Origin of the sequence: Paraburkholderia fungorum, assembly GCF_003610895.1 — a bacterium.
Lineage (GTDB): Bacteria > Pseudomonadota > Gammaproteobacteria > Burkholderiales > Burkholderiaceae > Paraburkholderia > Paraburkholderia fungorum_B.
In genome coordinates, this window is record NZ_MCAS01000005.1 from 166,260 (window position 1) to 178,800 (window position 12,541).

Annotated in this window: 13 protein-coding genes; 5 read left to right on the forward strand and 8 right to left on the reverse strand. The window is 63.5% G+C overall.

All coding sequences use genetic code 11. The features are described 5' to 3' along the window. Positions 1-136 precede the first annotated feature (136 nt). From BCY88_RS07010 to BCY88_RS07025, 4 genes are all read right to left on the reverse strand, one after another. Positions 137-2,059: a dipeptide ABC transporter ATP-binding protein gene (locus BCY88_RS07010; RefSeq protein WP_120343557.1), complete on the reverse strand. Its 1,923-nt coding sequence runs from the start codon at positions 2,057-2,059 to the stop codon at positions 137-139. Between the two features lie 99 nt (positions 2,060-2,158). Further along, a complete protein-coding gene (locus BCY88_RS07015) occupies positions 2,159-3,139 on the reverse strand; it encodes an isoaspartyl peptidase/L-asparaginase family protein (RefSeq protein ID WP_120343558.1) in 981 nt (326 codons plus the stop codon). Continuing rightward, positions 3,136-4,101: a MurR/RpiR family transcriptional regulator gene (locus tag BCY88_RS07020; protein ID WP_120343559.1), complete on the reverse strand. Its 966-nt coding sequence runs from the start codon at positions 4,099-4,101 to the stop codon at positions 3,136-3,138. The genes BCY88_RS07015 and BCY88_RS07020 overlap by 4 nt, the downstream gene beginning before the upstream one ends. 165 nt (positions 4,102-4,266) lie before the next feature. Further along, on the reverse strand, positions 4,267-5,538 hold the full coding sequence (locus BCY88_RS07025) for an MFS transporter (protein ID WP_120343560.1): 1,272 nt from the start codon (positions 5,536-5,538) through the stop codon (positions 4,267-4,269). A 94-nt stretch (positions 5,539-5,632) separates the two neighbouring features. On the opposite strand from BCY88_RS07025, the gene BCY88_RS07030 reads away from it, so the two are divergent. Continuing rightward, positions 5,633-6,343, forward strand: a complete 711-nt coding sequence (locus BCY88_RS07030) for a pseudouridine synthase (protein WP_120343561.1) — start codon at positions 5,633-5,635, stop codon at positions 6,341-6,343. A 168-nt stretch (positions 6,344-6,511) separates the two neighbouring features. Beyond that, entirely contained in the window at positions 6,512-6,700 is a 189-nt protein-coding gene (locus tag BCY88_RS07035; protein ID WP_120343562.1) for a hypothetical protein, read from the forward strand. A gap of 18 nt (positions 6,701-6,718) precedes the next feature. On the opposite strand, the gene BCY88_RS07040 is transcribed toward BCY88_RS07035, so the two are convergent. Then, positions 6,719-7,750: an NAD-dependent epimerase/dehydratase family protein gene (locus BCY88_RS07040; protein ID WP_120343604.1), complete on the reverse strand. Its 1,032-nt coding sequence runs from the start codon at positions 7,748-7,750 to the stop codon at positions 6,719-6,721. Positions 7,751-7,850: 100 nt separating this feature from the next. On the opposite strand from BCY88_RS07040, the gene BCY88_RS07045 reads away from it, so the two are divergent. Then, entirely contained in the window at positions 7,851-8,882 is a 1,032-nt protein-coding gene (locus BCY88_RS07045) for a CDP-6-deoxy-delta-3,4-glucoseen reductase (RefSeq protein ID WP_120343563.1), read from the forward strand. A gap of 40 nt (positions 8,883-8,922) precedes the next feature. Here the strand turns inward: BCY88_RS07045 and BCY88_RS39525 are convergent, their stop codons facing one another. Then, entirely contained in the window at positions 8,923-9,189 is a 267-nt protein-coding gene (locus BCY88_RS39525; RefSeq protein WP_147408506.1) for a hypothetical protein, read from the reverse strand. A gap of 67 nt (positions 9,190-9,256) precedes the next feature. On the opposite strand from BCY88_RS39525, the gene BCY88_RS07050 reads away from it, so the two are divergent. Both BCY88_RS07050 and BCY88_RS07055 read left to right on the forward strand, forming a co-directional pair. Beyond that, positions 9,257-10,441, forward strand: coding sequence for an acetylornithine transaminase (locus tag BCY88_RS07050; RefSeq protein ID WP_120343564.1), 1,185 nt, complete (start codon positions 9,257-9,259; stop codon positions 10,439-10,441). 18 nt (positions 10,442-10,459) lie between these two features. Further along, positions 10,460-10,924 (forward strand): GNAT family acetyltransferase, encoded by a 465-nt coding sequence (locus tag BCY88_RS07055; RefSeq protein WP_120343565.1) that lies wholly within the window; start codon positions 10,460-10,462, stop codon positions 10,922-10,924. 127 nt (positions 10,925-11,051) lie between these two features. Here the strand turns inward: BCY88_RS07055 and BCY88_RS07060 are convergent, their stop codons facing one another. Both BCY88_RS07060 and BCY88_RS07065 read right to left on the reverse strand, forming a co-directional pair. Then, a complete protein-coding gene (locus BCY88_RS07060) occupies positions 11,052-11,768 on the reverse strand; it encodes an ABC transporter ATP-binding protein (RefSeq protein ID WP_120289939.1) in 717 nt (238 codons plus the stop codon). Beyond that, the gene (locus BCY88_RS07065; RefSeq protein WP_120343566.1) at positions 11,768-12,541 is read right to left on the reverse strand and encodes an ABC transporter ATP-binding protein; all 774 of its coding nucleotides are present in this window, start codon (positions 12,539-12,541) and stop codon (positions 11,768-11,770) included. Before BCY88_RS07065 ends, BCY88_RS07060 begins: the two co-directional genes overlap by 1 nt.

The window sequence follows — 12,541 nt, forward strand, 5'->3', positions numbered from 1 at the left end:
GTTGCTCCAGGCTGCGAATTGAAACAGGGTTATGTGCTGCGAGAGAAAATTGCTTGGTTTTACTTCAGGTCTGGCACTTCGATCGGGTCTGCGTATTAACGTGCACCCAGATCCGCATTCAAACTTGCATCCGCGTCTAGTACGCGCCGCCGACCCGATGCTGAGCCACGAAATGATCCGGTCCCACCGCAATTAGCGGCGCCACAACGGGTTCATCGTTCAGCGCGCGAATCGGGCTCGGAATCTCGTCGGCGGCGAGCATGCGTTTCGCGTGACGGCGTGCCGGATCGGCGACCGGCACCGCGCCCATCAGCTTTTTCGTATAGGGATGCTGCGGCGCTTCGAACACCGCGCGGCGCGGACCGATCTCGACGATCTGGCCGAGATACATCACCGCCACGCGATGGCTGACGCGTTCGACCACGGCCATGTCATGCGAAATGAACAGATACGCCACGCCGAGTTCGCGTTGCAGATCGAGCATCAGGTTGACGATCTGCGCCTGCACGGAGACGTCCAGTGCGGAGACGGATTCGTCGGCGATCACGACCTTCGGATTCAATGCCAGAGCACGCGCAATCGCGATACGCTGCCGTTGCCCGCCCGAGAATTCGTGCGGATAGCGGCGCGCCGCTTCACGCGGCAAGCCAACCTTGTCGAGCAGCCACGCAACACGCGCCTGCGCTTCTTCGCCTTGAGCAACGCCGTGCACGAGGAGCGGCTCCATGATCGAGAAGCCCACCGTCAGACGCGGATTGAGCGAAGCGAACGGGTCCTGGAAAATAAACTGGATATCGCGGCGCAGCGCTTGCAGCGCAGGACCGGTGAGCGAGCTGATTTCCTTGCCGTCGAATTCGATCGAACCGCTCTGACTTTCGACCAGGCGCAGCAATGAACGGCCCGTGGTCGATTTGCCGCAACCCGATTCGCCGACCAGCGCCAGGGTCTCCCCGGGACGCAGATCGAAGCTCACTTTCTCAACCGCATGCACGCGGCCTGTCAGGCGTCCGAACATACCGCTCTTGACCGGAAAGCGCGTGACCAGATCGCGCACGCGCAGAATCGGCGGCGTGCTCGCCTGGATCACCGGTTGCGCTTCTGCGGCGACAACCGCGGCGGGACGCACGGCTTCATCGGTGCCATTCAGGGCTGCCTGTTCGATAGTCAGAATCGGAAACTTGGCGGGTTGATCCGTGCCCTCCATTGCGCCAAGGCGCGGGACCGCGGCGAGCAGGGCCTTCGTATAGGGATGAGAAGGCGCGGCGAACAGCGTATCCGACGCCCCCTCTTCCACCTTCTCACCGCGATACATCACCAGCACGCGATCGGCCACTTCGGCGACCACGCCCATGTCGTGCGTGATGAAGATCACGCCCATGTTCATCTCGTCCTGCAGACCGCGAATCAATTGCAGAATCTGCGCCTGGATCGTGACGTCGAGCGCGGTGGTGGGCTCGTCGGCGATTAACAGTGCGGGTTTGCACGACAGCGCCATCGCGATCATCACGCGTTGGCGCATCCCGCCCGATAGCTGATGCGGAAAACGTGCCGCCACCCGGCGTGCTTCCGGAATGCGCACAAGTTCGAGCAGACGCACCGTTTCGGCGTGCGCGGCGGAACGGCTCTTGCCCTGATGCAGGGCAATCGCCTCACTGATCTGATCGCCCACGGTGAACACCGGATTGAGCGAAGTCATCGGCTCCTGGAAGATCATCGCGATGTCGGCGCCGCGAATCGCGCGCATCGTGCCGGACGACGCTTTCGCAAGATCGAGCACGCTGCCGTCGCGGCGCCGGAAAGCGATGCTGCCGCCGGCAAGGCGCCCACCGCCATGCTCGACCAGCCGCATCAACGCAAGCGATGTCACCGATTTGCCCGAACCCGATTCGCCGACGATCGCCAGCGTCTCGCCGCGCTCGACCGTCAGCGACAGATTGCGCACCGCGTTGAAGGTCTTGTCGCCGCTGCGAAACGCGACCGACAGATCGTCGACCGCGAGCACGCGTTGCGGCGGCAAGGTTTCGATAAGCGGACGGGTTGTGTGCGATGAAGTCGGCACGATGGTTCCTTTTGTTTCGGACGCGGCTAGCAGTGGTTCAGGCGAAAATTCAAACGGGAATTCAGGCGGCCGTTCGGGCCACGGCGCAACGCAATCGCCCTAGCGATAGATCGCCGTGACCGGCGTCTCGCCGATGCGTGCGAATCCGCGATACATGCCCTCGGTATTGAACGGCAGCGTGACGTTGCCGCGCGCATCGACGGCGATCAGACCGCCGCGTCCGTCGATCTTCGGCAAACGGTTCATCACTACGTCGTGCGCCGCTTCTTCGAGCGAGACATTGCGGTACGCCATCTGCGCCGCGACGTCGTACGCGGCCACCATGCGCATGAACATCTCGCCGGAGCCCGTGGTCGAAACCGCGCAGGTTGCGTCGTCGGCATAGCAGCCCGCGCCGATCAGCGGCGTATCGCCGACCCGGCCGACCTGCTTGTTGGTGACGCCGCCCGTCGACGTGGCAGCCGCCACGTGGCCATGCTGGTCGAGCGCGACCGCGCCCACGGTGCCGAACTTGCGATTCGGATCGATCGGCTCGTGCGGCGTGGGATCGTCGTTCTTTGCAGCCAGCGTCGCGCCGTCGTGATCGAGCATGACGCCTTGCTGAGCGCGCGCGAGTTGCCATTGGCGATGACGCGCTTCGGTATGAAAATACTCGGGCTCGACGAATTCGAGTCCTTGCGCCGCGGCGAACGCTTCCGCGCCTGCGCCGGTAAACAGCACATGTTCGCTGCGTTCGAGCACACGGCGCGCCGCCAGAATCGGATTGCGCAAGCGCGTCACACAGCAGATCGCGCCCGCTTCGAGCGTGCTGCCGTCCATGATGGCCGCGTCGAGTTCATGCGTGCCGGCCGCCGTGTAGACCGCGCCGCGACCCGCGTTGAAGAGCGGGCAGTCTTCGAGCAGACGCACGGCTTCGCTGACGGCTTCGAGCGCGCTGCCGCCGTCGGCGAGTACCCGCTGGCCCGCGCTCAGTACGGCATGCAAGGCGGCGTGATAATCAGCTTCGGCGCTGGCCGACATCGACGCGCGCAGGATCGTGCCTGCCCCGCCGTGAATGGCAATGACTGCGTTGGAGTTCATTTCTTGGCTTTGATAGTGCGAGTAGTACGGATGGAGGTGCGCACGGGCAGCTCGCGAGTGCTGGCGACCGCGGCCTGCGGATCGGTGAGCCAGGGCAGCACGAATTCGGTGACCTCGGCGGCGGCCTTCACCGAGCGTTTCGCCCGGTAGGCAATCGCGTCGCACAGCGCTTCGATCACGGCCAGCACGGCCGCATCGGCATTGGCCGCGAGCCGCCGCTCGGAGCGGATATAGAGCGCGAGATCGGCGAATTGCGCGAGCGGCGAGTGCGGGCCGTCGGTCAGTGCAAGTACACGTGCTCCGCGACTCGCTGCGCGCCGGGCGAGTTCGATCGTGTCTTCGACATAACGCGGAAAGACAATGCCGATCACCAGATCGCCTTCATTCGAAGCAAACAGACGCCGTGCGGCATGCGAAGGTCCGCCAACCAACGCGAGCGACTGCACGTTGTCGTGATAAGGCATCAGGCCGTGTTCCATCAGACCGGCGAGAAACGCGCTCGACCCCGCGCCGAGCACGAAGACGCGACGCGCGGAAACGATCGCTTCCACGGCGGCCTCGGCGGCAGCGCTGTCGATCGCGGCGCGCGTGGATTGCAGATTGGTCACGGCCTGCTCGAGCGACGCGTCGATCAGATCGTCGCCGGAAGCAAGTGATTCCTGCGCGCTACGCAGCCGCTCGACCGGCGCGAGCGTCGCTTCGAAGCCGCGTACCAGCGATTCTCGAAACTGCGGATAGCCGTCAAAACCGAGCGCGCGGGCGAAGCGATTCGCTGTCGCCACCGACGCCCCAACCACGCTCGCCAGTTCGTCGATCCGCATGGTCGCCGCGCGGAACAGATTCGCCAGCACATACTCGCCCATGCGCCGATGGATCGGCGTGAGGGTCGGCATGGCTGCGGCGATGCGCGCGGCGATGGCCTGTTCGGCCGGGTTGGCAGCAAGGGACGAGTGATGAATCATGCAAGCGGGCCGGCCGCTGCAGCGCAGCGGCTGTAATCAAAATGAATGAAAGTATATTTACATAGAATTTGTCAGGAAAAAAATTCATTTTCATTTTCGAGGGTTTCCACGGATAAACTCGCGCATCGCCGGCGCGCAACGCGATCGTTCGATGAAAACCAGTTTTCATTGCGCGGCCGCGGCGCCCTCGGGAATGTCCACAAGCCGTGCCGCCGGCGACATCACGATAATCAACGCCTGCGCGAGGAAGGCCGCTGCCGCCGCGACCAGACAGGCATCCATCCCCCAGCGCGCGCTGATCGCCGCACCGAGCAATGCGCCCAGCGGCCGCGCGCCGAAGGTCGCCGTGCTGTTGAGCGCGGAGACGCGCCCCATCATCCGTTGAGGCGTGATTGCCTGGCGCAGCGTGGTGGAACCGACCACCCACAGAATCGGTCCGGCGCCGAGCAGGAAGAAGCTCAGCATCGCCAGCCAGAACGACGGCGTGACGATCGTCGCCACCATCACGAGCGAGGCGAGCAAACCGCACGACGGTCCGATGATCAGCACACGGCCGAACGCGAGGCGCCGCGCGATGGCCGGTGCGGCGAGCGCGCCGCACACCATGCCGACGCCGTACGCACCGAGCGTCACACCGACCATCGAGGCGCTCAATCCCAACCGATGCACGGCGTATGGCACATACACCGCTTGCAGCACGAAGAAACCGAGGTTGAAGAAGATCGCGGTGGCGAGCATTGGACGCAGCAGCGCGTCGTGCAGCACAAAGCGCGTACCGTCGCGCAGTTCCAGCAGAAAGTGCCGCTGGGACGTGGCCGCTCTCGGCGGTTCGCGCAGCCCCGCGAGCAACGCGACGGCCAGCGCCGATAGCCCGGCCGCGCAGCCATACGCCCAGCCCGCGCCGATCCAGCCGACCAGCAATCCGCCAAGCGCCGGCCCCGCCGAATACGCGACGCTGCGCGCCAGTTCGAGCCGGCCGTTCGCCTGGGCATAGGCCTCGCGCGGCACGATCGCGGGCACCAGCGAAGGCGCGGCGACGTTGTACGCCACCGTGCCGGTTGCGGCAATGAAGCCGAGCGCGGCGAGCAGTGGCAAGCTCAGCGAGTGCGTCATCACAAGCAGCAGCACGCACAGCATCGCGACTACGCGAACGCTTTCGGCGAGCGTCATCAAGGTGCGGCGCGAGCGGCGGTCCGCCCAGACGCCGAGCGGAATCGACAACAACAGGAACGGCAGCGTCTGCGCCGACTGCAACAGGCCGGTCTCGCGCGCGCCGGCGCCGAGCGCGAACACGGCAACGAGCGGCGCGGCGGCGAGACTGATCTGCTCGGCGGATTGCGCGACCAGATTCGACCAGGCGAGCCGCTGGAATGCGGCGGGCAATCGAACCGCGGATGAAGACGACGAGGATGACGACGACGAGGATGAGGCGGGCATCGATGAACTCCTGCGATGTAACGTGGGGAGACCATCGTCGCCGCTATGGCGCTGTGCGGCGCTCCGCTTCTTGCGGTGTTATTCTTCGCTCGCCATGAATCTCGAAAGCATCCTCTTCACCCAAGGTTTCGGCTCGCGCCGCCAATGCCGGGCGCTGATCGGCGACGGCCGCGTGAGTATCGGCGGCTCAGTCTGCACCGATGCCGACGCCGATTTTCCGACCGATGACGGCACGTTCTGCTTCAGCGTGGACGACGCCGTCTGGCCGTATCGCGAGCACGCCTATCTGCTGCTGAACAAGCCCGCCGGCTACGAATGCTCGCGCGATCCGCAGCATCATCTGAGCGTGTTCAGCCTGCTGCCGCCGCAGTTCGCCGAGCGCGGCGTGCAATGCGTGGGCCGGCTCGATCAGGACACCACCGGCCTGCTGCTGCTCTCCGACGACGGCAAGTTCGTTCACATGTTCACGTCGCCGAAACGCAAAGTACCGAAGCTGTACGTCGCGACCACGCGGCATCCCATCGACGACGCCCAGTTGAGTGCCTTGCGCAATGGGGTCCTGCTGCACGGCGAGCCCAGGCCGATCGTCGCCGTCGACGCCGAGGCGCGCGGCGAGCATGCGCTCGCCCTCACCGTGATGGAAGGCAAGTATCACCAGGTCAAGCGGATGATCGCGGCAGCCGGCAACCGCTGCGAGGCACTGCATCGCGAGCGGATCGGCGGGCTCGCCTTGCCCGCAACGCTCGCAGAAGGCGCATGGCAATGGCTGGACGAAACCGACCTCGGATCTCTACGGAGCGGGTAAACCGGTAGGACCCTTTCAAGGCCTTGATGCGTCAGAAGAATCGTGTGCGCGCCCGCACGCGGGCCCTGGAAAACACCCGATTACACGCTGCGGCGCAGCATGCTCTTCCTTACAAGTCGCCCTATACTCGTTTAAACAAAGACTACAAAGGGTTCAAGGAGGGGCGCCATGGTCACCTACGACACCATCTCGATCACATACGTGATGATCGCTTTCGTGTGTCTCGGCCTGGTTCTGATCGGCGGACTGCTGGTCATGATGCGGCTGCGGCACAAATATCATCCGAACCTGATCGGCGCGCTGATCGGCGCCATGCTGTGTTTCCTGTTGCTGGAGGCGTTGCCGGCGCTGACGTAAGCCTGCGAAGGCGAGCGCCTATGGCGCCGGGCGCAGAAAATCCTCGACGCTCGGATAGCGCAGGCGCACGTGCAGTTCCGCTTTGAGGCGCCGGTTCATCAGGCGCCTCGATTCGCGCATGAAGGACAGCAAGGTCGGTTCGATCTGCTGCTCCGCCTGCGCGCGCGTGATACGCGGCGCGCGCTCGAGGCCGAACGCATCGGCCACCACGTCGAAGTATTCCCCCATTTTCAGCGACGTATCGTCGGACGCGTGGATCACGCGCCCCGGCCGCCCGTGCGTGGCGAGGCGCACGAGGATCGCGGCCAGGTCGTCGGCATGGATATGGTTGGTGTAGACGTCGTCAGCGTCGATCAAAGCGGGGGTGCGCTTTTCCAGCCGTGCGAGCGGCAGGCGGTTGCTCGCGTAGATGCCAGGAATTCGCGCGATGCTGGCCGCCACCACGCCTCGCGCGGTGGCGCGCCGCAATTGGCGCTCGGCCGACACACGGCGTTTGGCACGCGCATTAGCTGCACGAGGCGCGCGCGTCTCGTCGATCCATGCGCCGCCGCAGTCGCCGTAGACGCCTGTCGTGCTCGCGTACACCAATTTCACCGGCGCCTGCGCAGCGGCGGCCCAGCGTACCCTCTCGGGTACAATATTGGCTGCTTCAGATTCAGCCCACGAGGCGCTCATGTTGCGCAACCCGCGGCGTAGCCGCCCCACCGGCGCCACCGCGCCGCGCGCGGCACGCAGTGCCCGATCGCGGCGTGCGCTCAGCGTCGCGAGCAACGCACGGGTACGGCGGTCGTCGTCGCCGGTTTTTTGCGGCGGGGCGAGATGCAGCACCGTTTGCGCCAGACCGGCAAGCCGTTTCAGGCTGCGGCGCTCGTCGAGATCGCCGACGAGCGGCGTGACCCCGGCGGCACGCAATTCGGCACCGCGTTCGGTGTGGCTGGTGAGCGCGAAAACATGCGCGCGTGGCCGCAGCAAGGGCACGCAACGCATACCAACGTCACCGCAGCCAACTATCAATACGCGCGGCCGGCGTAAATTTCGTGTCGCTTTCATGGTGGACGCATTGTAGCCGTCAAGCGCGGCAGGTACCGCACAGTTGAACCAGCGGGTCCGATAACGATTACCGACTTTTTCGATTTCGAACACTCACTCTATGGCATTTAACGTCACGCTCCGGCAAAGCGGCCGGCAGTTTCAGGTAGAACAGGACGAACCGGTCCTGATCGCCGCCTTGCGGCAAGGCATCGGCCTGCCGTACGGCTGCAAGAACGGCGCCTGCGGCTCATGCAAAGGCACCGTGATCAGCGGTCAGGTCGAACAGCGACAGCATTCGTCGTCGGCTTTGTCGAACGACGAGAAAACCCGCGGCATGGCACTCCTCTGCTGCGCGACGGCATGCTCCGATCTCGAAGTGGATATCCGCGAAGTGGCCGGCGTGGGCGACGTGCAGGTCAAGAAACTGCCGTGCCGTGTGAACGCAATCGAGCGCAAGGCCGACGACGTCGTCGTGCTGAAGCTGCAACTGCCCGCCAACGAACGTCTTCAATATCTGGCCGGCCAGTACCTCGAGTTCATTCTGAAGGACGGCAAGCGCCGCAGCTATTCGATGGCAAGCGCGCCGCACACGGAAGGCCCGATCGAATTGCACATCCGTCACATGCCCGGTGGCGCGTTCACGGATCACGTCTTCAATGCGATGAAGGAGCGCGACATCCTGCGCTTCGAAGCGCCGCTCGGCACCTTCTTCCTGCGCGAAGATTCGGACAAGCCGATCGTGCTGCTGGCCTCGGGCACGGGCTTCGCGCCGCTGAAGGCGATTGTCGAACACGCGGTGTTCAAGAATCTGAACCGCCCCATGACGCTCTACTGGGGCGCGCGCCGCAAGAAAGACCTGTACCTGCTCGATCTGGCCGAGCAGTGGGCTCGCGAGATTCCGAACTTCAAGTTCGTGCCGGTGCTGTCGGAACCGGACGCAAGCGATGCGTGGACGGGCCGTGTCGGCTTCGTGCATCGCGCGGTGATCGAGGATCTGCCGGACCTGTCGCCGTATCAGGTGTACGCGTGCGGCGCACCGGTGATGGTCGAGTCGGCTCAGCGCGATTTCACCCAGCACCACGGTCTGCCGGAAGACGAGTTCTACGCGGACTCCTTCACCAGCGCAGCGGATCTGGCGAACGCGGTTTGACGCGGTGAATGGGTTGACTGCACGCCTTTCAACCCATTCATCAAAACGAAACAGGCACGCTGGCAGACTCGCATAAATCCGCGTTGACGCGAATTTGTGCAAATTCATGGTTTACACCAGCGCTTTTCTTGTCGTATTCTTTCGCGCATGAACCGCATCCAATCCGAACTTCGACGTCGCCGCTCGCCGCTCCCTTAGGGGTGCCGCTGGCTTCGTCACGGATTCGCGCCGCACAAAGGCGCAAGCAGTTCGAATCATGAAAGCCACGGCATGCCGTGGCTTTTTTGTTTGCTTTTTTTGTTTTCACTGGCCGCTGCTTCATTTGAGGCCGACCGCTCACTCACCCTTCACCCCGCTGTCTGGAGCTTGCCGTCATGAATTTCAATGAGTACCCGATCGAGTCGCTGATGTACATCACGAACCGGCCCGAAATCGTTTTCACGCACGGCAAGGGCTCGTGGCTCTACGACAATAACGGCAAGCGATATCTGGATTTCATCCAGGGCTGGGCGGTCAACAGCCTCGGCCATTGCAACGACGGCATGATCGAAGCGCTGAACACGCAATCGAAGCTGCTGCTCAATCCGTCGCCAGCCTTCTACAACGAACCGATGGCGAAACTCGCGGGCCTGCTCACGCAGCACAGCTGTTTCGACAAGGTGTTCTTCGCGAACAGCGGCGCCGAAGCCAACGAAGGCGCGATCAAGCTCGCGCGCAAGTGGGGCAAGAAGTTCAAGGACGGCGCGTTCGAAATCATCACGTTCGATCACAGCTTCCACGGCCGCACGCTCGCCACCATGTCCGCGAGCGGCAAGCCGGGCTGGGACACGATCTACGCTCCGCAGGTGCCGGGCTTCCCGAAGGCGGATCTGAACGACATCGCGTCGGTTGAAAAGCTGATCAACTCGAAGACCGTTGCGGTGATGCTCGAGCCGATTCAGGGTGAAGGCGGCGTGATTCCCGCGACCCGCGAGTTCATGCAGCAACTGCGCGCGCTGACCAAAGAACACAACCTGCTGCTGATCGTCGACGAAGTCCAAAGCGGTTGTGGCCGTGCCGGCACGCTGTTCGCCTACGAACTGTCGGGCATCGAACCCGACATCATGACGCTGGGCAAGGGCATCGGCGGTGGCGTGCCGCTCGCGGCGCTGCTTGCGAAGGCTGAAATCGCCGTGTTCGAGGCAGGCGACCAGGGCGGTACGTACAACGGCAATCCGCTGATGACCGCGGTCGGCTACTCGGTGATCTCGCAACTGGTCGCGCCGGGCTTCCTCGAAGACGTGCGTGCGCGCGGTGAATATCTGCGCGCCAAGCTGCTCGAACTGTCGGCAGAGCGCGGCTTCGAAGGAGAGCGCGGTGAAGGCTTGCTGCGCGCCCTGCTGCTCGGCAAGGACATCGGCAATCAGATCGTCGAAAAGGCGCGCCTGATGCAACCCGACGGCCTGCTGCTCAACGCGGCGCGTCCGAACCTGCTGCGCTTCATGCCGGCGCTGAACGTCACGAACGAAGAAATCGACCAGATGATGGCGATGCTGCGTTCGATTCTCGACACGCTGTAATCACCCAGGAAAGCGCGTATGACGACCGGGACGATATCGATCCGCCGCTTCGAAGCGAGCGACACCGATGCCGTGATCGCGCTATGGCTGGAAGCGTTTCCGGAGTACCGGGACGTGACAAGGCCACAGCGCAATCCGCATCTGTCGATCGCCAACAAGCTGGCGACGCAACCGGAACTGTTCTTTGTCGCGGTGTTCGGCGAGCGCGTCGTCGGCACCGTGATGGGTGGCTACGACGGACACCGAGGCTGGCTGTATTCGCTCGCGGTGGACGAATCGCTGCGCCGGCACGGCATCGGCACGCGGCTGGTCGCGCATGTCGAAACCGCGTTGACCGAACGTGGCTGCCCGAAGCTGAACCTGCAGGTGCTGTCCGCGAAGGCCGAGGTGCGCGCGTTTTACGAGGCACTCGGTTATCGCGCGGATCCCGTGATCAGTCTCGGCAAACGTCTTGGCGAACTGGCGGAAATGCCGGCAGCGTAGACATAAAGCAAGCGTCTGAATAGAGAAAGGCCGCATGCGCGATTGAAGCGCATGCGGCCTTTTTTGTGACTTATAAGCGACCCTGGTACAGCTTATTTACCCAGCCTGCTTACTCGCCGCACCTACCTTATTCACCCAGATACGCAGCCCGCACCTTCGGATCATCCAGCATCTGCTTCGCGTCGCCGGACATCGTCACCAGACCCGAGTCCATCACGTAGCCGCGGTTCGCCGCCTGCAGCGCGAGACGCGCGTTTTGCTCGACCAGCAGCACGGTCATGCCTTCGGCCGAGATCGCCCGCACCACTTCGAAGATCTTCTCGACCATGATCGGCGACAGACCCATCGACGGCTCATCCAGCAACAACAGCTTCGGCTTGCTGATGATCGCGCGCGCCATCGCCAGCATCTGCTGCTCGCCGCCCGAGAGCGTGCCCGCGTATTGCGTGGCACGTTCCTTCAGGCGCGGGAAGAAGCCGAACATGCGGTCGACGTCCGCCTTGATGGCGTCCGTATCGCTGCGCAGATAAGCCCCCATCTGCATGTTCTCGACGATCGACATGCGCGAGAAAATGCCCCGGCCTTCCGGCACCATCGCCAGACCGCGCTTGAGCAGTTCGTGCGCCGGGATGCCCTTGATCGACTGGCCCATGTACTCGATGTCGCCTGCCGAGTACGGCTTCAGACCCGTGATCGCCTTCATCGTCGTGGTCTTGCCGGCGCCGTTCGCGCCGATCAGCGTGACCAGTTCGCCCTGCGCGACTTCGAGATCGATGCCCTTGACTGCCTGGATGCCGCCGTAATTGACCTGCAGGCCCTTGATTTTCAACATTGCTGTAGCCATTAGTGGACCCCCGCACCCAGATAAGCTTCGATCACCTTCGGATCCTTCTGCACGTCTGACGGCAGACCTTGCGCAATCACCTTGCCGTAGTCGAGCACCGTCATCTGGTTGCACAGACCCATTACGAGTTTCACGTCGTGCTCGATCAGCAGAATCGTCTTGCCGTCGCTGCGGATCTTGTCGAGCAGCTTGGTCAGCTCGACCTTTTCCGTGGCGTTCATGCCGGCCGCCGGTTCGTCCAGCGCGAGCAGCTTCGGATCCGTTGCCAGTGCGCGCGCGATTTCCAAACGGCGCTGGTGGCCATACGACAGGTTGCGCGACGTGTAGTCCGCGTACTGCGCAATGCCCACGTATTCCAGCAGTTCGATCGCACGCTCCTTGATCTCGCGCTCTTCCTTGCGCTCGGCCGGCGTCTGGAACACCGCGCCCAGCAAGCCGTGCTTCGTGCGCACGTGTCGCCCGACCATCACGTTTTCCAGCGCGGTCATGCCGCCGAACAGACGGATGTTCTGGAACGTACGCGCAATCCCCGCCTTCGCCACTTGATAGACGGCGGTCGGCGTGTATTCCGTGCCGTCGAGCTTGAACTCGCCCGAATCCGGCGTGTACAGACCCGTGATCACGTTGAAGAAAGTCGTCTTGCCGGCGCCGTTCGGACCGATCAGGCCGTAAATCTGGCCTGACTTGATCTGCAGACCGACGTCGGACAGTGCCTGCAGGCCGCCGAAGCGCTTGTTCACGCCCTTGACGGACAGTCGAATGTTATCGCTCAT